14 protein-coding genes and 1 pseudogene are annotated in these 24,127 nt (G+C 62.9%); 3 read left to right on the forward strand and 12 right to left on the reverse strand.

The window, feature by feature from the left end; all coding sequences use genetic code 11:
* Positions 1-12 precede the first annotated feature (12 nt).
* The 3 genes from ACSQ8Y_RS09070 to ACSQ8Y_RS09080 all read right to left on the reverse strand — a co-directional run bounded on the left by ACSQ8Y_RS09070 (position 13) and on the right by ACSQ8Y_RS09080 (position 4,919).
* Entirely contained in the window at positions 13-1,107 is a 1,095-nt protein-coding gene (locus tag ACSQ8Y_RS09070; protein ID WP_436266120.1) for a non-reducing end alpha-L-arabinofuranosidase family hydrolase, read from the reverse strand.
* Positions 1,108-1,162: 55 nt separating this feature from the next.
* Positions 1,163-3,553 carry a dockerin gene (locus tag ACSQ8Y_RS09075; RefSeq protein WP_436266121.1) on the reverse strand — a complete coding sequence of 797 codons (2,391 nt, stop codon included), beginning with the start codon at positions 3,551-3,553 and terminating at the stop codon, positions 1,163-1,165.
* Between the two features lie 916 nt (positions 3,554-4,469).
* Positions 4,470-4,919: a hypothetical protein gene (locus tag ACSQ8Y_RS09080; protein ID WP_436266122.1), complete on the reverse strand. Its 450-nt coding sequence runs from the start codon at positions 4,917-4,919 to the stop codon at positions 4,470-4,472.
* A 163-nt stretch (positions 4,920-5,082) separates the two neighbouring features.
* On the opposite strand from ACSQ8Y_RS09080, the gene ACSQ8Y_RS09085 reads away from it, so the two are divergent.
* The gene (locus tag ACSQ8Y_RS09085) at positions 5,083-5,634 is read left to right on the forward strand and encodes a hypothetical protein (RefSeq protein WP_436266123.1); all 552 of its coding nucleotides are present in this window, start codon (positions 5,083-5,085) and stop codon (positions 5,632-5,634) included.
* Between the two features lie 141 nt (positions 5,635-5,775).
* Here ACSQ8Y_RS09085 and ACSQ8Y_RS09090 read toward each other — a convergent pair whose 3' ends face one another.
* The 6 genes and pseudogenes from ACSQ8Y_RS09090 to ACSQ8Y_RS09115 form a co-directional block, all read right to left on the reverse strand.
* Positions 5,776-7,980, reverse strand: coding sequence for an OsmC domain/YcaO domain-containing protein (locus ACSQ8Y_RS09090; protein ID WP_436266124.1), 2,205 nt, complete (start codon positions 7,978-7,980; stop codon positions 5,776-5,778).
* Positions 7,981-8,085: 105 nt separating this feature from the next.
* The gene (locus tag ACSQ8Y_RS09095) at positions 8,086-9,219 is read right to left on the reverse strand and encodes a tyrosine-type recombinase/integrase (protein WP_436266125.1); all 1,134 of its coding nucleotides are present in this window, start codon (positions 9,217-9,219) and stop codon (positions 8,086-8,088) included.
* Positions 9,220-9,364: 145 nt separating this feature from the next.
* Complete coding sequence (locus tag ACSQ8Y_RS09100; RefSeq protein ID WP_436266126.1) at positions 9,365-10,252, reverse strand: LysR family transcriptional regulator; 888 nt, start codon at positions 10,250-10,252, stop codon at positions 9,365-9,367.
* A gap of 37 nt (positions 10,253-10,289) precedes the next feature.
* Positions 10,290-12,611 carry an FdhF/YdeP family oxidoreductase gene (locus tag ACSQ8Y_RS09105; protein WP_436266127.1) on the reverse strand — a complete coding sequence of 774 codons (2,322 nt, stop codon included), beginning with the start codon at positions 12,609-12,611 and terminating at the stop codon, positions 10,290-10,292.
* Between the two features lie 66 nt (positions 12,612-12,677).
* On the reverse strand, positions 12,678-16,211 hold the full coding sequence (locus ACSQ8Y_RS09110) for a patatin-like phospholipase family protein (protein WP_436266128.1): 3,534 nt from the start codon (positions 16,209-16,211) through the stop codon (positions 12,678-12,680).
* 35 nt (positions 16,212-16,246) lie between these two features.
* Positions 16,247-16,537, reverse strand: a pseudogene (locus ACSQ8Y_RS09115) (NAD(P)/FAD-dependent oxidoreductase); the annotation flags it as partial.
* Between ACSQ8Y_RS09115 and ACSQ8Y_RS09120 the strand changes: the two are divergent.
* The gene (locus ACSQ8Y_RS09120; protein ID WP_436266129.1) at positions 16,512-16,823 is read left to right on the forward strand and encodes an Rrf2 family transcriptional regulator; all 312 of its coding nucleotides are present in this window, start codon (positions 16,512-16,514) and stop codon (positions 16,821-16,823) included. The pseudogene ACSQ8Y_RS09115 and the gene ACSQ8Y_RS09120 overlap by 26 nt on opposite strands.
* 33 nt (positions 16,824-16,856) lie before the next feature.
* Here ACSQ8Y_RS09120 and hmpA read toward each other — a convergent pair whose 3' ends face one another.
* Entirely contained in the window at positions 16,857-18,041 is a 1,185-nt protein-coding gene (hmpA, locus tag ACSQ8Y_RS09125; protein ID WP_436266130.1) for an NO-inducible flavohemoprotein, read from the reverse strand.
* A gap of 251 nt (positions 18,042-18,292) precedes the next feature.
* Here hmpA and ACSQ8Y_RS09130 point away from each other — a divergent pair, with 251 nt between their 5' ends.
* Positions 18,293-20,011 (forward strand): response regulator, encoded by a 1,719-nt coding sequence (locus tag ACSQ8Y_RS09130; protein WP_436266131.1) that lies wholly within the window; start codon positions 18,293-18,295, stop codon positions 20,009-20,011.
* A gap of 51 nt (positions 20,012-20,062) precedes the next feature.
* Here ACSQ8Y_RS09130 and ACSQ8Y_RS09135 read toward each other — a convergent pair whose 3' ends face one another.
* Both ACSQ8Y_RS09135 and ACSQ8Y_RS09140 read right to left on the reverse strand, forming a co-directional pair.
* Positions 20,063-20,734: an aquaporin gene (locus tag ACSQ8Y_RS09135; protein ID WP_436266132.1), complete on the reverse strand. Its 672-nt coding sequence runs from the start codon at positions 20,732-20,734 to the stop codon at positions 20,063-20,065.
* A 125-nt stretch (positions 20,735-20,859) separates the two neighbouring features.
* Positions 20,860-24,126: an EAL domain-containing protein gene (locus ACSQ8Y_RS09140; RefSeq protein ID WP_436266133.1), complete on the reverse strand. Its 3,267-nt coding sequence runs from the start codon at positions 24,124-24,126 to the stop codon at positions 20,860-20,862.
* Position 24,127 lies beyond the last annotated feature (1 nt).

Genomic DNA, 24,127 nt, shown 5'->3' on the forward strand with positions numbered 1-24,127 from the left:
ATTTAAAGAGTGTTATAAAACCGGCGCGCCGGATCGGCGGCAGAGTGCGCTTATCGGATTTTCGCCCTTCGCCGTGATAACACCCAAGCGGTACGGGATTTTGATGTAATCGTCTACACGCACTGCAGGGTCATTCCCCTGGAAGAGGTATTCGAGCGGCCGGCAGGGATCGATAGTCATCGTTTGATCGGTATTAGTCCGCACCAATTCACCGTGGGAAATCCCTTCCGACCAAATCTGTTCAACATTATTGCGAGTCGCGAAAGCGTTCATAGGCGCGGAAGAGAATGGCTCCCATTTTCCGTCCAGGCCGTTGCTCTTCCAAATCCGGAAGTAACGTCCTTGTGGAGAAATTGCCTCCACCAGAGTAATGTAGGTATTCGTGTTGGCAATCTTGTAGGTATTGCTCGCCTCGAACACGTCTTCCTTTTTTTCGCTCATGACAGCGACGGTGTTATGGAAGCCATTCGGGAACTGGCCCAATTCGGTTTCGGACCGAAGCAGACGTCCGTTATCGTCGGTACCGAACATATAGCATTTTTTATCATCGCAGATTACCCAAAAATCCAGCCAGCCGACGCCTAACGGGGCCTTGACGATATCGGGGACGACTGGAAAGAACGGTTTCGGCGCACTCCAGGACATCGGATCGCTGATGTCTTTCGAAGTTGAATAAAGCGGATCGGCGCCTTGATAGACGAGATACCATGTCTTCTGCGGAGCGAAATAAAATACTTGCGGCGCTGCGCGATAACCTGGTCCCATAGGAGACTTGTCAAGCGGGACTATTTTGGCTGCCGACGCGTTCGACCACTTGTCAAAGCTTGTGTAGCCCAGCCCCCAACCGGCAGACCCGGCAGTTGTGATAAATACGTGATATTTGCCGTTCGCGTAGACTATCGAAGGATCTTTCACGCCGTAAATTGTCTGATTTTGATCTGCTTGAGGCGCAATAAGCTGCGGGCTCGAAGTCCAGTTAAACGCCAGCTTGGCGGACGGCGCCGCAGGCTCGGCAGGGGTGTTGGCAATTGCATTGTTACCACCACAACCACATACTGCCAAGGCAGCCCACAGGGTCATCCCCATACTGCTCTTTTTTAGTTTCATTAATATCTCCTTTTTGCCGCATCAAAAATTGTCGGCGGAATTCAACAGCTTGCTTTTAGTTATTGAACAATACCCCGCGGCCGCCGCCGCTGACATATAGGCGTCCGACAATGTTCTGATCGGCGGCAATGGCGCCGATACCGCCAAACTGATGCCTATCGTCGTTGATGCGGCTCCAGCTGCCGCCACCGTTGTCGGAGCGGTACACGCCCCACACGCCCTTGATCGCGCCGACCATATACACCGAGGCCGAGTAGCTGGCGCCGGCCGGCGCCTTGCCCAGGGCGATGGCGGTGGCGCCGTACACTTCGGGCCATTCCGAGGTGGGATGGGAACCCCAGATGGACCCGGTCACGCTCAGCTTGATCCAGGTGGCGCCGCCATCGGTCGAGTGGAAGATGCTGTGCCCGTCGGCCACCCACACATCGCCTTCGGCATTGGGATTGACGGCCAAGGAGGTGTTGTGGACAAACTCGGGACGCGGACCCGCCGCGGAGAACTGGCTGCTGACGGCAAAAGTATGGCCGCCGTCGGTCGAGGAATAGAATGTCGGCGCCGGGCCCCACCAGCCGCCGCCCGATTCGTATGCATACACCCGGTTCGGATTCTTGCGGTCGGCCGCCAGGCGGTAGCTGCGGCCCTGTGCCACGGCCGGCAGATTGGTGTAGGTCCAGTTTGTCCCATGGTTGGTGGTGTACGCCGGCACGGAACCGGACGGCGCCCAGACGATGTAGCCTGGCTTGGTGACCGCCAGAGTCGAGTCACCGCCCTGGTTGGCAAGTCCGTCGGGGTGGTTGGCCGGGAAAGCGGTCCAGCTCAGGCCCGCGTCGGTGGAGTAGGCGCCGCCGACATTGGGGTGGTTCCAGGTGGTGGTGCCGATCGTCGCGATGTACGCCGGATTGGACCAGGCCATGTCGGAGCTGTTGCTGTTGCCGAACCAGCCCTTCGGACCGCGCACAGGGGCAGTGGCGAGGTCGGTATGGACGACCATGCCGATGTCACCGGAGCTGTTGAGCAGGCTGTACGAGGCGCCCGGAGGTGGCGCCGTCAGGGCCAGTGTCGCGGTTTCCTCCATGCCGACAGTGGCGTTGGACCAGCTGGGTTTGGCCGCCGACGCATTCCTGGTTTCCCACACGCCCCCGCCATGCACATGCAGGATGCGTTCCGGATTGTTCGGGTCGATCTCGACGTCGTCGACCCAGCCTGACCAGCCGTCCTTGTCGCCGCCGTGCGGGGCCATGGCGGAAATCTCGCGCCAGGTGGCGCCGGCGTTGTCCGACAATTGCACAACAGGCTGACCTTCCCAGTTGCCCCAGGAATTGGAGACGCCGAGCGCGATGCGGGTGGTGGCGCCGGTGCCGGACACCGACAGGCCACCCATGCCGAAGCCGGTCCCTGCGCCCGACGAATCATAGCTCTTGAGCAGGGTCCAATTGCTGCCGTCGAATTTGTACAGCCTTGCCGAACCGCTGGCGCCGGGGCCCGCGCCCTGCGTGAAGGCGACGTACATCATGCCGTCCTTGGCGCGCACCATGTGGGGGATATGGTAGCCCGCCACCGGCGTGGCGATGCCGGTCCAGGTGGCGCCGCCGTCGGTGGTCTTGTACATGCTATACGCCAGCCCGGCCACGGCGGCGTAGTCCGGCGCGACGGCCGTGTAGATGGTCTGCGTGGCGCTGCCGCTACCCTTGGTCGAGGTGTCGAAGATCACTTGCTCGAAACCGACCACGCCGCTCCAAAAGACGGCTTCGATCTGCGCCTTGGTCATTTTGTGCGATGACAGCGAGGTCACTTGCTGCCAGGTCTGGCCGCGGTCGGCGCTCTTCCACAGGCCGGCCGTGCGCGTTCCGTAGAACAGGATGGCAGGCTTGTTGGGGTCGACCATCAGGCGTTCGCCGACGGCGCGGCCCTGGGCGTTGCTGGCCGCCGAGAACGGCAAGTTGACGTAGGTCCAGTTGTCGCCGCGGTCGCTGGAAATGTACAGGCGCGCGTCGGCTTTATCCGAGAGGTACATGCCGGTGCTCATGTAGACGCGCTTGTCGTCGTTTGGGTCGAGCGCCATGCTCTCGGAGCCGTGGTAGAAGCTTTCGGCGGCGCTGAAGCCGTCCGTGATCGGCTGCCAGGACGAGGCGGCCGCGTTCCAGCGATAGGCGCCGCCCATATCCGTGCGTGCGTAAAGGACGTCCGGGCTGGTGGGATGGAACACCAGGCCTGGCACATAGCCGCCGCCGCCGAACTTCACGTTGGTCCAGCTGCTCAGGCTAGGTGCCGGCTGGGTGGGGAGAGCTGGCTCGGGAGGGGCGGTCGGCTGGGCAGGCGCCGCCGGCTGGGCCGACACGGACGGCACGGGAAGCGGGCCGGCAGCAGCGCCGCTACCGCCGCCGCCACAGCCGGCCATCAAGGAAGTCAGCAGCGCTGACAGGGCGAACAGTTGTGTTTTTTTCATTATCTATTTCTGGATCGAGGTGCTGGTCGCGGCCCGCCGGCATTGCTGGCTGCGCACAGGCGTCCAGGCCGGGCATGCTGTCCATTGACAGCGGCTTTCGCTTGCGGGACGGGGAGCAGGCCCATCGGTCCAGCAAACCGGCGGAGTGTATCCCGAATATCGCGGCAAAAATACGTGCTGAAATGCGCCTCCGCCTGCCATGACGGCCTCGGGAGAAAATTCTGCACGGCGGCTTGGGTGCTCGTGCAGATTTTGCTATTGCCAGCTTTCATGGCCGCTGTTCGAGGCGGCTACCAGCTGTGCGCCAGCGGCCGCGCCGTCGTCGCCGCGCATCGAATGCAAGGAAGTACAGTATCAATGCGATTATCTGCACCCTTGTAATATCTTTACGATTAGCGCTATTTCGCCAGAAGATTACGCGGCACGCCGGCTGTTGGACCGGCTTTCGGTCCGCGCTTTCGCCCCAGCTCGCCGCCTTCGCCGCCGGGTTGGCGCTGCTTGCGGCGAGCCGCCAGACGCAGCGAGTAGTGGCCTTCACGACCAACAAAACGCCGATCTCGCCGGGGGCCGCGCATGCGTCGGGGGCGCCAGAATGCGCAGTTTCTCAGCCCTGGAAAGGCGCGCCGTTTGGCAGTGGGGACAAGCTCGGGTGGGGATGCTGTGCCTGGGATGGCCGCGCGTCGATGGGGTTCGGGAGAGCTGCTGAAGTACTAAGGTGCCGACCTGAATTGGAGCTGGACCGCCGCCAGGTTGGCTAGCTAAGGGCAGGGCGCATGAACGCCCACGGTGTCGGCTCAAGATGAGGTGCCCCGTTTGCGTTCGCGGGGGCAGCGTACTTCATTCCAAGGCCACGAACGCAGCGGCGGAGATGTGGCATGGCGCGCTTCTGCGCGCTGCTTGCGGGGTTAAATCCTGATCAACTCGTCTTCTTCCCGCAGAAATACAGTAAGGTCGCGAGAATGCCCACCGCCACGACGACGCTGGCCACGCCGTCTTCATCGCTTGACGACGAAGACGAAGAGGACGACGACGAGGATGACCAGGAGCGTCTGGAGGAGAACAGCATGCTGCGGTCTTCCGCCTTGGAGAGGGCCCTGCCGGCAAACAGCTCTTCGGCGCCGATTGTTGAAATCCCCATCGCGTTGAAGCTGGTGACCCATGAGCCGCGATCCACAGTTTTACCCCCGGTAGCTGCCTTTACCGCCGCCAGCACCGTCCGCTGATAGAACTCCTCGCCCGCCATCTTGCCGAATCTGAATGCGGTCCCGGCCCCGTGAGGCGTGCTGCCGAACACATTGCGGGCGCCATATCCGGCGCTGCGCATGCTGGCGCGAAAGTGACGGAAGAATATTTGTGCATATTTCATGGGCTTGAACTCCGATCTTGGGAAAATGGACACACATGAGAATATGCGCAATCCAACTTGTTAGCAAGACAATGTTACCAGGGCGAATTCGCGACAGAGCTGTGATATTCAGAAGGTAACTGGACCCTTGTGCGGGCCCAGCCGGGAGCGGGCACGACAACGAATGGATGAGGAGAAGGGTAGCGTGGCACGCAAAAGCTTGGTCAGCGACGCGGTGCCGGATCCGGCCGTGCGTCTGGCGGCCCGCCTGCAGGATGAGGCCGATGCCCGTGTGGCTGGCATCTTCGTGGTCTATGCCGACAAGGAAAGCGTTCCCTTGTCTGTTGAGAACCAAGAGAAGCAAGAGCTGGCTGAATCGAAAACCTGGACAAAGCAGTTGGAGACAGACATCCATGTGGAGACCGAGGCTCATGCTGTAACTCGCCAAGTCCAGCAAGCCAAAGTGATCGCGCGCCATATAGCTGAACAGCAGATTTTCGGGTTTGAAAGAACGCCTTGCGAAAACGAGGCGCATAGGGCGTCCCTGGAAGACAAGCACAACCACGCAGGCCAGGCGCTGGAACACTATCGCCAGGCTGCCAACGCAAACGACCAGCAACTGGCGGTGAAAGTGCACGAGCTAGAAATCGCCTTGGCCGGCGCACGCGCCAGGACCGTTGGACAACTGAGTATTGCCATTGAAAGGGAACGACGACGAGAACTGAATTTGACATAATATAGATTATGCGAAGTTCGTGGTATCCGCCAATCGGATGAACAATGGCAGCCTTCGGTGGACAACCACGGTTGCCGGCGTTCATGTCCCCGTGCCGGAACATGAACGCCATCGTAGAGAATTCAGCGCCGACGCGTATCCTTACTGCGATGCCGCCGCCACATTGGCCCGTGCCGAGTGGAGCTTTTTGTAGCTGTCGATCAGGCGCTCGTGCCTGTCGAGGCCTTCCAGCTTCATGCTCGTCGGCGTCAAACCGTAGAAGCGCACACTGCCGTCCACGGATCCCAGTACCGCGTCCATCCGGGCGTCGCCAAACATCCGGCGGAAATTGACCGCGTAATCGTCCAGTTCCATGTCGTCATCCAACTGCACCTCCAGCACGGCATTCAAGGCCTGATAGAACAGTCCGCGCTCGAGCGTGTTGTCGTTGTACTGCAGAAAGGCTTCCACGAGTTCTTGCGCTTCCTCAAATTGCTTCAAAGCGAGTTGAATCAGCAGCTTCAACTCCAGTGTTGTCAGCTGGCCCCAGGCCGTGTTCTCGTCGAATTCGATGCCGATTAACGTGGCGATGTCGCCGTAATCGTCCAGTTCACTGTTCTCCAATCGCTCAAGCAAAGCCTCGAGGCTGGCATCGTCCAGACGGTGCAAGTTCAGAATGTCGGCCCGGAACAGCAAGGCCTTGTTGGTGTTATCCCAGATCAGATCTTCTACGGGATAAACTTCCGAATAACCCGGCACCAGGATCCGGCAGGCAGCGGCGCCCAAATTCTGATACGCCGCCATGTACACCTCTTTGCCCATGTCTTCCAGAATGCCGAACAAGGTCGCGGCTTCGTCGGCATTCGAGTTTTCACCCTGGCCGGAAAAGTCCCACTCGACAAAATCGTAATCGGATTTCGCGCTGAAGAAGCGCCACGACACGATGCCGCTGGAATCGATGAAGTGTTCGACAAAGTTGTTTGGCTCCGTCACCGCATTGCTCACAAAAGTAGGCCGTGGCAAATCGTTCAGGCCTTCGAAACTGCGGCCCTGCAGCAACTCAGTCAGGCTGCGCTCCAGCGCCACCTGGAAGCTCGGGTGCGCGCCAAACGACGCAAACACGCCGCCAGTTCGCGGGTTCATCAAGGTTACGCACATCACCGGGTACTCGCCGCCCAGCGACGCATCCTTTACCAGCACCGGAAAACCCTGCTCTTCCAGGCCCTGAATGCCGGCCATAATGCCCGGGTATTTCGCCAGCACTTCTTGCGGCACATCGGGCAAGGCAATTTCACCTTCCAGGATTTCGCGTTTTACCGCCCGCTCGAAAATTTCCGACAGGCATTGCACCTGGGCTTCGGCCAGCGTATTGCCGGCACTCATGCCATTGCTGACGAATAGGTTTTCGATCAGGTTGGAAGGGAAATACACGACTTCGCCGTCGGATTGCCGCACATACGGCAGCGAACAGATACCGCGCGCTACATCGCCGGAATTGGTGTCGATCAGATGCGAGCCACGTAATTCGTCATCGGGATTGTAGATTTCCAGGCAATACTCATCCAGGATTTCAGCTGGCAGTGCGTCTTTCGGGCCGGGCTTGAACCAGCGCTCGTCGGGGAAATGCACAAACGGCGCAGCGGCCATGTCTTCGCCCCAAAACGTACCGGCGTAGAAATGGTTAAAACTCAGCCGCTCGATAAATTCGCCCAACGCAGACGCCAGCGCGCTTTCCTTGGTCGCCCCCTTGCCATTGGTAAAACACATCGGCGAGTGCGCGTCGCGGATATGCAGCGACCACACATTGGGAACAATATTGCGCCACGAAGCGATTTCAATCTTCATGCCCAGGCCAGCCAGTACGCCCGACATATTGGCGATGGTTTGCTCCAGCGGCAGATCCTTGCCCGCGATATAGGTGCTCGCCTCGCTATCGGACTTCAACGTCAGCAAAGCTTGGGCATCGGCGTCTAAGTTTTCCACTTCTTCAATCACGAACTCCGGCCCGGCTTGCACCACTTTTTTCACCGTACAACGGTCGATGGAGCGCAGGATGCCTTGGCGATCCTTGGCGGAGATGTCAGCCGGCAACTCGACCTGGATCTTGAAAATCTGCTGATAACGGTTTTCCGGATCAACAATATTGTTCTGCGACAGGCGGATATTTTCGGTGGGAATATTGCGAGTTACGCAATACAACTTCACGAAGTAGGCCGCGCACAGGGCCGATGAGGCCAGGAAGTAATCGAACGGCCCAGGTGCGGAGCCGTCGCCCTTGTAGCGGATGGGCTGGTCGGCGATCACCGTGAAATCATCGAACTTGGCTTCGAGACGAAGCTTGTCGAGAAAGTTGACCTTAATTTCCATGGGGTAATTCCAAAATGGTGTACAAAAATGTGTGGTGGCCATTATCCGTTGTTTTAGCCGTACAGCATAGGCTGGCAGTCGGCTGGCAGCCTGCGGCCCGCGCCGTCAGGCTACGGTTCGGCCGTCGAGCGACGCCATGATCTCGTCGTGGCGCTGGTTGTCGGATTTGTGCAGATAGGCGGCCGTGGTGGCGATACTGGCGTGGCCGGCAGTGTCCTGCAGCGTCTTCAGTTGCACGCCGTTGTTGGCGTGGTTGGTCAGCATGCTGTGGCGCAGCCAGTGCGCCGAAGCCTGGCGCAAGGTGGCTGCCATGTCGATATCGCCCAGCGCGGCGGCGGCGCCGCCGGCGGCCGAGAAAACCGCCTTCAGCGCGTTCGACGCCGCCTCGTCGGTTAAACGTGCGCCGACGCTGCCGCGGCTGGACAGCACCAGCGGCATCCGGTCGGCGCGGCTGGTTTGCGGCAACATGCCATAGGCTTGCCGATACGCCCGGTAGCCGTCCAGCAGTTCCGGCGGCACCGGTACGCGGCGCGGCTTGTTGCCTTTGCCGAGCAGGTCCAGCCACCAGCGGCCGGCGCCTTCGCTGTAGATGTCGCCCATGGCGGCACTGACGATCTCGTTCAGCCGCGCGCCCGTGTGCGCGTAGGCCAGCAGCAAAAAGCGGTCACGGGCGCGGCGCCGCAGTTCGGCAGGCGTTTCGGCCGCACGTCCCGCCACCGTGGACAAGGCCAGCGCGATCGCGTCCTGGCTCAGGTAGCGCGTGATGCGGCTGGCGCCGCGGGTTTTGACGTGCTTGACCATGGCGCCGGGATCACGCCGCAGGTAGCCTGTTTGTTCTGCAAACGCCATCAGGCCTTTGACCGCGATCATGGCCTGGCGCCGGCTGGCATCCGACAACGGACCGCTGAACGGCCGGTAACGCGGATCGGTGCGTGGCCACTTGGTGGCCGACACCCAGTCCGCAGGCGGTTCGCGCAAAAATTCCTTGTAAGCGTTCAGGTCGGAAACCTGGAGCTGGCGCAGCGACTTGCCGGCTTCTTCGCGGCACCATGTCAGGAAACGGTACAGTTCTTTTTGCGTGTTGGTGCGCGATTTGGCGCTCAGTTCGCCATGACCGATGAATTCACGGGCAATTTCGCTGTCCGTACGGGCGTCCGTCAATGCGTCTTCCGGCAGTTCGCGGTATGGATTCAGGTCCACGCGCCGCGCCTGCCCGGTCAACGGTTCCAGGTCAATCAAGGTAAATTTACTGGTCATAAACCCAGTATAGCATACAGTATTTTGTACAGTATTTTAACTCGACAATATAAACAGTAATCTCGAGTTGAGGGTGTGGGCTTTGATGGCAGATGCGCATCTTGCCAGACTCGTTTGGCATGAGTTGTTACATATTGGTCCGCTGGGCCATCAGTTCCGTTATCCAGTCGATGAAGGCGCGAACGGTTGGCGACAGATGGCGGTTTTGCGGATACATCACGGAGATCGGAATCCGTGGCAGTGCGTAGTCGGCCAGCAACTGCACCAGTGCCCCCGATTCAATGTGCGGCCGTACCAGGTAGCCTGCCGTACAAATCAGGCCCAGCCCTTGCAGGCCGGCGTCGACATAAGTCGTGGTGTCGTTGACGGACAGGCTGCCGGTCATGTCCACGCGCACCGACTCGCCCTTGTCGACGAACATCCACGGCATCACCCTGCCCGTCCGGCCGTGCAGATACAGCACCGCCTGGTGCTGCCGCAAATCCTCCAGATTCAACGGCGTGCCATGCTGGGCCAGATACTCGGGTGTAGCGCACACCATCCAGCCGAAGCTGGCGATACGGCGCGCCACCAGCGTGGTCGAATCCTCCAGCTGCCCTGCCCTGATCACACAGTCTATGCCCTCTTGCACCAGGTCTACCGGACGGTCGCTTACGGTGACGGCCAGCTGCACTTCCGGGTACCGATGCAGGAACTGGCGGGCCGAGGGGATGACGAAATTGCGCGCGAACGAAGGCGTCATATCCACCCGCAATTTGCCGCGCGGCTGTCCGCCGCCGCCGTGGAAGCTGGCCTCAACCTCGTTCAACTCGTCCAGCAGGCGCCGGCAGTGCGCGTAGTAAATACTCCCGTCCGGCGTTAAACTCAGGCGCCGGGTGGTCCGCTGCAGCAGCCGTACGCCCAGATGCTCTTCCAGCTCCTTCAGCGCCCGCGTCACTGTCGACGGCGGCAGGGACAGGCTCTCCGCCGCCTTGTTGAAACTGTTCACTTCCACCACGCGTGCAAACATCTGCATGGATTCAAGCCTGTCCATCCGGTTCTCCCTGGCTGCGTTATTGGCCTGCGCTGCGGGCCGGCGGCCGTTCGATCAGGATGGGCACTTCCTTGAAAGCCGGCGTGTTCGAGCCGCGCGCCGTCAGGTCGGGGGACGACAGCGGCGTCAGTTCGGGGAAATAGCCGAATACGTCGTCGCCCAGGATGGGATATGCCACCAGGCGATAGCCTTCCACCACGCGCTCGATGCCGTCCAGCGAGGCGGCGCGCAGGTTGACGGTTTCGCCGTCCCGGAAGCCAAGGCGCGCCAGGGTGGCGGCGCCGATGAACAGCACCTTGCGCGTGTTGCGCACGCCCCGGTAGCGGTCCACCTCGCCCGACGGGTCGTGGTAGACGGTGGTATTGTACTGCCGGTGCGCGCGCACCGTGGCCAGGCACACGACGCGTTCGCCGTGCACCGCCCTCGCCCGCTTCATGATGGAATCTTGCGGCAACGCGTGCGGCGCGAAGTTGGCCTTGCCGCTGTCCGTCTTCCATACGCGCAACGCCGCCGTGTTGGGCAGGTGGAAACCGCGCCGTTGGCGGATGTTGGCGTTGTACTGCTCGAAACCGGCCACTGCCCCTTCGGCCACGCGCTCAATCAAGTCGCGCGTGACGTCGTAGTCGCGGCCCATGCTGGTCCAGTCTATCTTCGAATCCGGCAGCGTATGGCGCGCCAGTTCGGTCACGATGTGGGGTTCTGAGCGCAGCTTCCCGCTGGCCGGCCGGTTGCGGCCGGTGGACGCGTGCACCATGCTGGCGGTGTCCTCCACGCTGACGAACTGCTGGCCGCCGGCCTGTTCGTCATGCTCGGTGCGGCCGAGGCACGGCAGCAGCAGGCCCACTTCGCCGGGATACAAATGGGTGCGGTTCAGCTTGGTGGCGATGTGCACCGTCAGCTTGCAGCGCGACATGGCCGCCAGCACGCGCGGGCTGTCCGGACCGGCGACTGCGAAATTGCCACCGAGGCCGGTGAACGCGTGCACCGAACCGTCAAGCAGGCCGTGGATAGTGGCTACCGCGTCCAGTCCCGGCGCCTGCGGCGGGGCAAAGCCGAATACGCGCTCGAGGCCTTGCAGCCATTCAGCCTTGGGCCGGTTGGTGATGCCCACGGTGCGGTCGCCCTGCACGTTCGAGTGGCCGCGTACCGGCATCACGCCTGCGCCCGGCTTGCCCACGTTGCCGCGCAGGAGCATCAGGTTCACCAGCATCTGTATGGTTTCGATGGCGTACTCGTGTTGCGTCAGGCCCATGCACCAGGTGCAGATGGTGGCGTTCGACTTGGCGTACAGCGCCGCGACCTGTTCCATCTGGGCTCGCGACAAGCCGCTGTCCCGTTCAATGTCTGTCCACTGCTGCCCGCCCACCACGTCTGCCAGCGCCTCGTAGCCTTGCGTATGATCGGCGATAAAGTCGCGGTCCAGCAAGCCGCCCGTCTTGGCATCGGCTTCCAGCAGCGCCTTGATGATGCCGGTGAGCGCAGCCATGTCCCCGCCCACGCGCACCTGGTAGTACTCGTCCGCGATGGGCGTGCTGCCGCCGGTCAGCAGTTCACCCGCAGCCTGCGGGTCGGTGAACTTCTGCAGTCCGCGTTCCAGCAGCGGATTGAAGACCACGATTTTGCAGCCGCGCAGCTTCGCATGGCGCAGGTCGCCCAGCATGCGCGGGTGGTTCGTGGCCGGATTCTGGCCGAACACGAAGATGGCCTCCGCATGCTCGAAGTCCTCGCGCAGCACCGTCGATTTTCCGACGCCGATCGACATCCGCAGCGCGTCGCCGGACGATTCATGGCAGTAGTTGGACGAATCCGGCAGATTGTTGGTGCCGAAGGCGCGCGCGAACAATTGGTAGGGAAAAGCGGCCTCGTTGCTGCTGCGGCCGGACGCGTAGAACACGGCGCGGTTCGGGCTATCGAGCGCGCGCAGCGTGTCGCCGGCCAGCTTGAAGGCCTGCTCCCACTCGATCTCACGGTAGGTGTCGCTGGCGCGGTGGTACAGCATGGGCGCGGTGAGGCGGCCTATGGCCTCCAACTGCCATTCCTCGCGGCCGCGCAGTTCGGTCACGGTGTGCGTAGCGAAATGCTCCGGCGTGGCGCGCTTGGGCGTGGCTTCGTGCGATATCGCCCAGGCGCCCTGTTCGCAGAAATCCACCGCCTTATCGGTCGGCGAATCGGGGTAGGCGCAGCCGGGACAATCGATGCCTTGCGGCTGGTTCACATGCACCAGCGTTTGCAGCGCCGGAAAGGCGCCATTACCGGTCAACGCGCTGGCCGTGCCGCGCAAGGAGCCGAAACCGCCCGCGGGCTTGTCGTAGGCTTGTATGGGGATGATTTTGTCGGACAAAGCAAATACTCCAGTGACAGCGCGAGCCGCGCACTTTACCACAGGGCCGTGCGTGCTCAAATGCTATCACGGGACTGCCTCTTTAGCCGCCTCCACTTCTTTAGCCGACTTCCACCGGCGCGCGAGCCAGAGGTACAGTAAAAGGGTGCAATTACTTCCGAACAGGACGAATTTGAGCGCTGTCCAGGGCTGGACCGATGGCATGCCGGCCGTCGGCGGGAAGCTGTCCAGTAGCGCCCATTGCGACCAGTTTTCATAGAAGTCGACACCGGCGCCAAGCGACACCAGTGACAAAGCCAGCGCCCACCAAAGGCGCGGACGGCTTCCACCCGCGCCGCCGCTCAACAACAGCTGATAGCCCAGAACGAAGGCCGCGCTGTATATGGGCACCCAAAGCGTATCGACCAGCAGGAACACATGCAAAGACAACAGGCCGGACGGGCACGACGGATACGGGCCGGATAGGCTGGGACAGGCGCAGTACTGCTGCGCGGCGGCATCCAGGCATGCGGCCTTGAGTACGGTCAGCAGCGCGAAACCGGCCAGTGCCGCTATTGGCATCCATTTTCGTGCCATCCCCAACCAGCCGATGGTTTCGGTCCGCTCGGCCGACGGGGCGGCGGCCTTAGCTTTGCTGTCCGGAGTCCGGGATACCAAACGCTCGCCATGCACCTTCAGGCAGGCTGCCGCAATGTGTTCTCCGAGTTGCCGGTAGCTTTCGAACTGGCTCTCGTCGAAAAACTGGTCGCCCGTCGATTGCTGAGGGAAGCTGGTGTTCTTGGCGCCGTAATTCAACACATCCACCGGTTCCTCGCGCTGCATGCAAAGCGTAGGTTTGATGAATATGAGTGTACCCGCTACATCGTTGCCATAGTCGATCGTCCCGCTCCCATAGCCACGCTGCGGAAGACTCTTGGCGTCCGCAGCTGACCGCAGCGAACTCAGATTGATCTTGATGTCGACCCCGAAATCGATGCGGCACTGCCGTATGGCCCGGCCCAGGTCGTCAAACCCGCGCAGCTCGTCGGCCCCGCCATCCACCACCACGATCAGCTTGCAGCGCCGACGCACCAGTTCATAGATGCCGAGATTTTCAAAGTGCCCGCCGTCCGATAGATTGACGAAGTCCGACTCGTCGTTGGATAGGCCAAACAGTTCCTGCAACAAGCAGCCCAGGCCGAAGCCGGGACTCGGATCGCGCCATCGGGTGCGCGCTGGATTGGGGCTCCAGCGGGCCAGGCGCACATTGAACACGGTCATCAGGAAGGCCAGCGCCGGACTGGTCATGGCTCCCATATTGGGATCGGCGGCCGCACCCGAAGTTGCCATCGCCATGCCCAGGCTGAAGCCGCACTCCTCGCCGTCTCGGTCCGCGTACTTCGACGTGGAGCGGAAAGCGGGTACCGCCTTATTGCTAAGGGCCGTGGTATCGCCTTGCGTAGGGGCCAGCTCGTAGCCGCAATACATCGGTGTCAAGCTGAAAGAAGCGCCCTTGCGCTCCTGCCACGCCAAGTTCTTGCCTTGCGACAGATTCAGTGTTGTATTGATGATGTGATAAGGCCGCTGCACGTCGTTTCCCCGGGCAAACGTCGAGAGCCAGCGATCGTCCTGGTCGTCGAAACCAGTAAAGGGCTGCGGATGCCTCGCCGGATTGCTGGCGCCCAGATAACAGCGCGTCAGGCGGTTTTTGTACATATTGTGCAGTGAGAATTTGTTGACATCCACGCGCATGCCGAATACCACCAGTACCAGGACAGTGGCGCCGAAGGCGCACCACAGGAATGGCAGGCAGTGCACCGTCTTGCGCATAAGCATAGCTAGCTCGTTTGAACGCGCCAGCGCCACGGCCGCCAAACGGGGACCTGCGCCGCTGATGCTGATGTGCTGCTCCTGCCGCGCCCCGCTGCCTGAGATGTTCAGGTCCATGGATGCGCTGACCGCTTGCCGAAGTGGCTGCCTGGCGATGTCGGCGGCACTGGTCAGCGCATGGTCGGTGAGCGCCGCTGCCGCCATGATGAAGCCGACCATGAAGACCGCCGCCGCAAGGTTAGCCAGGAAGAGCAATCTGCCGCCGCCGGCCTGATCGGGAGCGACCGCCTTGCGACGGGCGAGCAGCACGCCAAGCAGGCTGGCCAGCCAACCGGTTCCCACGACGCCTTTCAGCCATAGCCCGGCGGATGCCGCCGCCCAGTCCACCAAGGCCGGCACGTGAAAGGCGCAGAGATTCAGCAGCAGCCAGCCGCTGCCCACCATCATGAAGCAGGCGCTCATCCGGCTCCACCATTCGCGCGACCGTTCAAAAAACACGCGTCCAACCAAACCAACGAAAACCGCCCCGCTGATACCAAACACCGTCAGAAATACCGCTGGACCCAGCGTCAGCAATCCGGCCGCATCGCCTATGGTTCCGGTGTAAGGAAAGCGGTCGTGCAGCCAGCCCAGCAGTGCCATGCTGCTGCCTATCGCAACCACCGTCGCCAGCAGATAGACCGCGCCCTCCTTGAGGACAGAATGCTTCAGGGGTTTGGTCTCCTGATTTGCGCTGAGGTCTTCGCGTGGCTTCCACTCCGATCGCAGCCACATCAGCGCAACCAGTACCAAGAAAAAAACGGTAGCGTAGATCAGTCCGCAAGAAGCAGGCAAAGACTTGTCGGCGTCATTGGCGAACAGCCAGAAGCTGCCTGTGATGGCCGCCACTGTCCCCGGCAACACGACCGTCGCCATGACGCCGGCTGGCGTGCCAAGCCGGTTCATGCAGTAGGATTTGATGGATGACAGATCGATGCCGTACTTGAGTAGCCCGGGCGCCTCGCCCGCCTCAGGAGCCTTGATTGCCTCTGGCCCCTTGCCGGCCTCGGCGGATTTGGCTTTCCTGTTTTGCGGGCGGTTACGCTCATGCAGGCGCTGCAGATTCATGTTGATCGCCGCCGGGAAGAGCAGTGCGCCAAACGCAACTGCGACCCAGCCGAACGCCTCGCCGCCGGACGAAAGCACGGGATACAAGGAAAGCAGCGCAAGGCGGGGCAATAGGAAGAGCGTAGCAAAGAAGGCCAGCAGGATGATCAGGCTCAGCATCACATTGCGCGACCAGATGCTGATCAATGTCAAGGTGTCGGTCGAGAACAGACCGACACGCGGCGTAAGGTAGTTGCTGAAGCGCCGCAGCCAGGCAACTTCCTTCGGCTCGCAGGAGCGCGGCGCCGTATCGGCCCCGCTGCCTCGCTGCCCTAGTTGTGCCTGCACAACGTCCAAGCCGTCCTGCTTTATCCAGGCGCTTAACCAGGCTCCGATGTACCCGCCACCCGAAACCGTGGAGAGGTAGTCGAAAGATGCCAGCTTTTCGGCGCGCGCCAGCGCCTGCAATACGCCCAGGCTAAATGTCGCGCTGCGTATACCGCCCCCGGACAAGGCCAGGCCGGTACCAACCGCATGCCTGTTGTCAGTGACAGCCAACCCGAGCCGTTCGCGCTCAAGCTCAAGCACCTTCTCGAACGAAACGGCTTCATCTTCCGATGGTGTACTTTCGCCAGTCATGCTCTCCCCCTTGCCAGACGGATGCTGCGGTTCATGGCAAGTATGGCAGGTTTGGCAGTTTGACATTCTCTCCAAAATACACTCCGCTTACGAAGGACCGCTCAGGCGGCGACGGAACGGGTTGGGGCTGCCGCGGCGAACGGCAGCGCGCGTTCGGCCGCCGGTGGGTAGATCCACTCGGTGTTGATCTTCACCTTCAGGGCTTTGCCCTCGGAGCCAGTCAGCTTCACCTGGCGATCCCAGCCTTCTGTATACACGGCGCCGGCGCCGCCCAGGTCCAGGCAGGTGGCGTAGTACGGCTGCCGGTGCTCCAGCGTCGGCAAGCCGAGCAGGTCGGCGGCGACGTTGTGGCCCGCGTAGCGGCCCATGTCGATCGCATGCTGGCAGCTCAACGTGGTGGACGCCATAGACGGCAGCAAGGCGTTATTCGACTGCCGCGAGATCCGCCAGCGCTGCGTGCTGTTCGAGGACAATCAGCCCGACTGGTCGCAGGCGAGCCCCTGCTCCATCCAGTCCGTGATGCTGGAAGCGGAAAGCAGCATGCGCGCGGTGCTGGCACGGCATACGCTGGCCGACCTGGCCCGGCGCGTCGAAGCCAAGACTCCGCCCGAATACGGCACCGCCATAGTGCAGTGGCTGGGCCATCGCGCCGCCAGCCGCAAACCTGGCCGCACCTAGGAAAAGGCCAGCATTGCGCTGGCCCCGTGGTCTTTATTGCAGCGCTTCGGCCGGGCCGAAGAACTCGTAGAACGTTTGCGTCTCGGGTACGCCCAGCTCGCGCAAATGCGACTTCATCGCCTTCATGAACGGCGTCGGGCCCAGGAAGTAGGCTTCCACGTCGCGCGACTCGGGCAGCCAGTCGGCCAGCTGCTGCTGGCTCAGATAGCCGGTGGCGTGCGGCTTGGCGGCGCTGGCGCCGTCGTCATGCTCGTACACGTAGTGGCGGCGCAGTTGCGGATGCTGTTCCACCAGTTGCTCGATGTGACCCCGGAAGGCGTGCACGCCGGCGTGGCGCGCGGCGTGGATGAAGTGCACCGGGCGCTGGGTACGCAGCGCGGCGCCCAGCATCGCCAGGGTCGGGGTGATGCCCACGCCGCCGCTGATCAGCACCAGTGGCTTGTCGCTGTCCGCCAGCGTGAAGGCGCCGGCCGGCGGGAACAGCGTGACGCCGTCGCCGGGATGGATGCTGCCGTGCAGGTGGTTGGAGACTTTGCCGCCCGGCTCGCGCTTGACGCTGATGCGGTAGGTCGCACCGTTGCTCTCGGCCGACAGCGAGTACTGGCGGCGCATCTCCGCGCCATCCACCGTCACCAGCACGGTAATGTACTGGCCCGGCTTGAATGCCATGACCTTGCCGCCGTCGGCCGGGGCGAAGACGAAGGATGTGACTTCATCGCTTTCCACGGTCTTGCTGGCGACCTTGAATGCACGCGCGCCGCGCCAGCCGCCTTGGGCTTCCGCGTTGGCATCGTAGATTTGCTCTTCGGCCCCGGCCAGGATGTCGGCCAGCTGGCCGTAGGCCGCGCCCCATGCTTCGATGACTGCATCGGTCGCTACCTGCGCGCCCAGTACCTCGCGGATCGCACCCAGCAGCGCCGCGCCAACCTTCGGATAGTCCTGCCGCTGAATCTGCAGCGCCACATGCTTGTTGACAATGGTATTGACCAGGGGACCCAGCGCTTCCAGCCGTTCAATGTTGGCGGCGTACATCAGGATGGAGTGGGCCAGCGCGCGCTGCTGCGTGCCTCCATGCTGGTGCGCCTGGTTAAAGTATGGAACGACCTCTGGATAGTCGTTGAAAAGCTTCAGGTAGAAGTGGCGCGTCAGTGCTTCCCCGCCTTCTTTCAGGATAGGTACGGTGGCGGTGATGACGGCGCGTTGTTCGGTGGACAGCATGGGGACCTCTTCTCTTGGTGGACTATTCGGATGGCTCAACTATAACGCCGATCGCATAAACATGCAAACATCATGCAGCTTTAATTGGGCGCGGTTCCGCACTGTGCCAAATAGCCGCACCGGCGCATTTGTTGCTCCGCTACAGCCCTCAAGACATGCTATATTGAAATGCAGTTCACACCAGTAGACCCGGCTGGAAAGCCTGGCATTGAACGCCGTGACAATGGTTGTACTCGCCGAAAGGGAATACGATGAGCCAAATGTTTGCCGGCAAGGCGCCGAACGCCGCCACAGCGCGATCCGTCAACTGGGCCGACAAGCACTATCTGGTCGTCGACGATTGCGCCAGTATCCGCCAATTGCTGCGCGAGAGCTTGCGCAACATGGGCGCCAAGCTCATCGACCAGGCCACGGATGGCGCCGAAGCAGTCGCCCTCATCAGCAATAACCGCTACGACATCATCCTGTGCGACTATCACCTGGACGGCGGGCGCAATGGCCAGCAAATCCTGGAAGAGGCGCGCGGCAACAATTGGCTCAAGCCCAGCAGCATGTTCGTCATGGTGTCTGCCGAAAAGAGCGCCGAGTCCGTGATGGGCACGGCCGAATATCATCCCGACGCCTATCTGATCAAGCCGATCACCGAGGGAATGCTGGACACGCGGCTGAACCGCATCTGGCAGAAGAAGCAGGTGTTCCAGCAGATCGACCTGGCCTACGCGCAGAAGGACTACGCAGGCGCCGCCGTGCAGTGCGATTTTCAGATTGCCGCCAACCCGCTGCATGAAAACGACTTGCTGCGCATGAAGGCGACCTTGTTGCTGAAGTGCGGCGAACGCGACGGGGCGCGCGCAATTTATGAGCAGGTACTGGGGCAGCGGAACTGCACCTGGGCCAAGGCCGGCCTGGCCCAACTGTTGATGCAGGATGGCGACTATGCCGGCGCCAGCCTGATGTTCCAGCATGTTATCGAAGGTAACAGCCTGTTCCTGGAAGCCTACGATCAGCTTGCCGCAGCGCATAAACAGATGGGGCAGCAGGAACAAGCCAGCACGGTGCTGGAGCGGGCCGCCAGGATGTCGCCCAATTCCGTGGCGCGCCAGAATACGCTCGGTGAAATCTCCCTGCGGCTGGGCAACGTTGCCTCGGCCGAGAAGGCTTTCCGCAAATGCATCAGTGTGGGCGAGCATTCGATCAGCAAGACGGCCGATCCCTATTTCGGGCTGGCGCGGGTGTGCAGCATCAAAAAAGCGCCCAAGGAGGCGCTGCAGCTCTTGCTCACGGTACAGAAGAAGTTCGCCGGCGAGGCCAGCGACCTGCGGGCCAGGGTCACGGAGGGGCTGGTGTACCTGGACAATGACGACAGGCACAGCGCCACCGTCATCGCCATGGAATTCGAAGCGATGCTGGCCACGGCCAGCGCCGCCGATCTGCCCTCCCCCAATACCTGCATGGATATCGCCACCTTGCTGCTCGAAGTGGGCGCAAAAGACCCGGCAATCAAACTGCTGTGCCACATCATCCAGAACAACGACGACGACAAGAGCGTGCGCGACGAGGTGCAAAAAGTGTTCGCGTACGCACAGATGGCCGAAGAAGGCGCCGCCTTGATCGAGGAAGCGCGCAAGGAGGCGGCCGACATCATGAACCGCGGCGTGCTGTTGTGGAAGACCAACAAGCTGGACGAGGCGGTCGACTGGATGCGCGCCGCGCGCCACAAGATGCCGGGGAACCTGCGTGTTCTACTCAATACGGCGCAGATCCTGATTTCTCATGTGCAAAAGCTTGGCTATGACCAGGCGGTGCTGGCGGAGGCGGCCGAGGTGCTGGCCCAGGTCGAGAAAATTGCGCCCGGCCAGCGCCGGCATACCGAACTGAGCTCGCAATTGGCGGCTATCTTGCCCGACAGCGCTCCTGCCGGCGTGTCTGAATTCCTGGACATCGACGGTCATGCCATGCCCGGTTTGTGAGAAGGCGCAGGCGGGCTGTCCGCTGCCGGCAGCGCGCCGACGCTGAACGGCTTAGCCCGCGCGGCGCAGCGCGCCTGCGTGCATCCAGCTGAACAACGCGCTGGCTGCCGCCGCCCCGGCCAGCTGGGCCAGGATATAGGCCGGCGCGTCGGCCAGGCAGATGCCGCCCGCGCCGCTGCCGACCACGCGCGCCAAGGTCATGGCGGGATTCATGAAGGCGGCCGAGGGACTGAACCAGCATGCCGTCATCACGTAGGCGGCCACCGCGAACGGCGCCGCCGCCGGCCTGCTGCGGCCACAGCCGATGAATACCGCCAGCAAGCCGAAAGTCGCCACGCCCTCGCCCAGCCACAGCGCCGGACCGGCGCGCGCCTGGGTGGCCGCCGCCAGCAAGGGCAAACCGAACATCGCGTGCGCGACCGCCGTTCCCGCGAAGGCACCCGCCAGTTGCGCCGCGATGTAGGGCGCTGCATGGTCCAGCGCCAGCTTGCCGCGCCAGGCTTCGGACAGCGTCAGCACCGGATTGAACAAGCCGCCCGAAACCGGGCCCAGGCTCAGGATCAACACCGCCAGCCCGGTGCTGGAGACCACCGAGCTGACCAGCAGCGCCAAGGCTGGGTCGCCACCCGCCAGCCGTGCCGCCGCGAAACCGCTGCCGCACGATATCGCCAGCAGCATGGCCGTACCCAGGCCTTCGGCCGCCAAGCGCCTAGCTATCCCCATCCCCGCACCTTTTCACATATTGACTGAACAGGTGTCGACTTTAGGGCCAGCAGGCGGCGCCGGGATGGGCGCAACGCTATATGCGCTATGGCCCGCCGCCACGCTTGCCAGCGCAGCGCAGGGTGTCAGGCTGGCGCTGCTTGGACGGCGGCTGCCTCGGCCGGGGTAGCCGGGCCGCTGCCTTGCTGGCCGAAGGCTTGCTGGACGCAGACGCGCAATGCCTCGTCGTTCCATGGCTTGGGGAAGAAGCGATGGACGTCGCCGCTGTTGATGGCCGCGAACACAGGCGCCAGTTCGTCGAAGCCGGATAGTACGATGCGCACCGTTTCCGGATGGAGCTCCCGCACCCGGCCCTGGAATGCGGCCCCGCTCATCTCCGGCATGGCCTGGTCGGACAATACGACCTGCACCGCGTTCTGCGACAACAGCTTCAGCGCGTCGGCGGCGCTGGTGGCAGCCAGGATCTTGTAGCCATCGCCACGCAATACTTTGTTCAGCGCCCGGATATGGACGACCTCGTCGTCCAGCAGCAGCAAGGTGCGCTGGGCGTCCGGCGCGGCCGCAGTTGCCGCAGTTGCGGCAGTTGCCGCTGTCCCGGCCTTGTCGGTTGTGGTGCTTGCAGGGGGGGCTGCAACGGCGGGCAACGGCATTTTCTTGCCGGAGGCGACCAGCTGCGCATACGCGTCCGGCGCCACGGCTTTGCTGAACAGGAAGCCTTGCATCGCATCGCAGCGATGCTTCCGCAAGTAGGCTGCCTGTGCCTCCGTCTCCACGCTTTCCGCCACCACGGCCACCTTCAGGGTATGCGCCAGACTGATCACCGCGTCGCAGATGTCGGCCGCTTCCGGCGTCTTGCCAATGCCGTGCACAAAGGACTGGTCTATCTTCAGGCGCTGGACAGCGAAGTGTTTCAGGTAGCTGAGCGAGGAATATCCCGTGCCGAAATCATCGAGCGCAATCCGTACGCCGAGCGCATGCAGTTCCTGCAGCGTGCGGGTAGCGCCCTCCACGTCCAGCATCAGCGCTTCTTCCGTGATTTCGATCTCCAGCGCACTGCCCGGAACGCCGTGGCTTTCCAGCGCGCGGCGCACGGCCGGTATCAAATCCTTGCGCTGGAACTGGCGCGGCGACAGGTTGACCGCCATCGGCGGCATCTGCAGCCCTTGCGCGCTCCACGCTTTCAGCTGCGCGCAGACGGCGTCCACGGCCCAGGCGCCTATCGGCAGGACCAGACCCGTTTCCTCGGCCATGCGGATGAATTCCAGCGGCGCCAGCATGCCCTTCTTCGGATGCTGCCAGCGCATCAGTGCCTCGCCCCCGATAATGGCGCCGGTCTCCAGGCTGCATTGCGGCTGGTAGTGCATCAACAGTTCGCCCCGCTCCAGCGCTTTGCCCAGTTCCGCCTCCATCACGGCGCGCGAGGCGATGCGCGCGTTCAGCTCGGCGGCGAAGTAGCGGTGCGTATTGCCGCCCTGGTTCTTGGCGTCCAGCATGGCCCTGGCTGCATGCGCCAGCAAGTCGCCCGCTTGTGCGCTGTCGTCCGGGTACACGCTGATGCCGATCGAGGCGGACAGCTTCAGCAGGGGCGTGTCCGGCGGCAGCAGGTCCGGCGCAAGCGCTTCGGCCAGTTTGGCTGCAACCCGGCCGGCGACCACGCCGGCCTGGGCAAGCGACGCCAGCCCTGGTAGCAATATGACGAATTCGTCGGCGTCCAGCCTCGCCAGCACGGCGCCCTCGCCGGCCGCCTGTGCCAGCCGCAGCGCCGCTTGCACCAGGATCTGATCACCGACCTTATAACCCAGCTTTTCGTTGATGACCTCGAAGCTGTCGAGGTTCAGGTGCAGCGCGCCCAACTTCTTCTGCGCCGCCTGCGCCTGTTCGGCCAGCGGCGCAACTTGCCGTTCCAGTGTCTCCTGCTTGGCCAGGCCGGTCAGGTCGTCGTAGTTGATGGGGTGCGGATGGTGCTGCGAACCCGGCTGCCCCGGCGCCGCCGTGCCGCCCCGTCCTTGCGCGCGGTGCAGCAGCAGGCCGAAGGCCAGGTCGTCGGCCAGCTCCTTGAGCAGCTTGATTTCGTCCTCATCGTCGAACGCGTCCGGATTCTCCGAGTAGAGGCCCAGCACGCCGAAGGGCGCCGCTTTCGGGATGGCTGCGGCGTCAATGCCGGCGTCGATGCCGGTGTCCGGGTCGACGCCGTCACCGTCGCCGTCGTCAGGGCCGGGGCTGACATGCCGGCCGCCGCCTTCACGCAAGGGCAAGGCGATGGCGGCGGCCAGGCCGTGCGGAGCCGGCAACTTGCCGGCGCAGCTGAAGCTGCGGTCGGCCCCCAGCTGGCCCGTCTTGCATACTTCGCCTAGCTGTATGGCGGTGCCGAAGCCGCCTTGCTGGCTGACGTCCTCTCCCCAGCTCAGCTGCAGTTTCCAGACGTGGTCCGCGTCCGAGCCGGCGTGCGCCGCCACTTCAATGCTGTGCGCGGCGTCCTGGCGCGCATAGCCTACCCAGGCCGCCGGGTAACCGGCCATCTGGACCAGATGGCCGCACAAGGCCGTCAGCAATTCCGCCTCGTTGGGCGCTCTCAGCAGCGCTTCGCCGCAGGCTGTCGTCAAGGCCAGCGCGCGTTCCACCCGTTCCAGCCGCAAGGCTTGCTCGGCGTCGCGCTTGGCCGCGATGCTGGTTTCGTCGGCGATGCGGTTCATCGACCGCACCAGGATGTCGAACTCGCTGGCGCTGTCGGCATCGGCGTCCATGTGGCGGGCGCGCGCGGCGGGCCTGGCTTTGCTGCCGCCATGGCTGAAATTATGCGTCGCGATCTCGCTGGCGAAGGTGATGCAATCGCGCAGCGTGCCGTCGATGCTGTGGGTGAGCCCGCGCGCCAGCGCAATGCCGACCGCCGTGGCAAGCGCGGGCAGCAGGAACATGGCGGCCAGCGCCACGGTGCCCAGGGTTTTTGCGCGTGCCTGCGCCCGCTCGGCGGCTTCGCCGGCCCTGTCGGCCACCCGCTGCAGCAAAGGCGCCAATGGCGCGGGCGCGTCCAGTTTGGGGTTCTCGTGGTCGTAAGTGAGCTTGGTGACGGCCTGCGCGGCGCGCCGCACCAGCGCCTCGCCGCTGAGCGCGGAGATGTCGCGCATCTGCACGCGCAGGGCCGTCAGCGCTGCCTTGCGCGTGGCCGGGTCGCTCACGGCCGGCAGCGACGCGTTCGCCTTTAGCGCGAGCTGGGCCGCTTCCTGTTCCTGTCCTGCGAAGGCATTCCAGGCCGACACCGCATACAAATGCGCACCGGCCGCCATCAGCGCGGCGATCAGCATGGGCATGGCCAGGCAAACGATCACCGCCCACAGCCTGGAGTGCAGGCTCAGCTTGGCCAGGCTGGCGTGGAAGCTAGCGGCCAGTGCCATT

Source organism: Pseudoduganella sp. LjRoot289 (genome assembly GCF_964252925.1).
Lineage (GTDB): Bacteria > Pseudomonadota > Gammaproteobacteria > Burkholderiales > Burkholderiaceae_D > Rugamonas.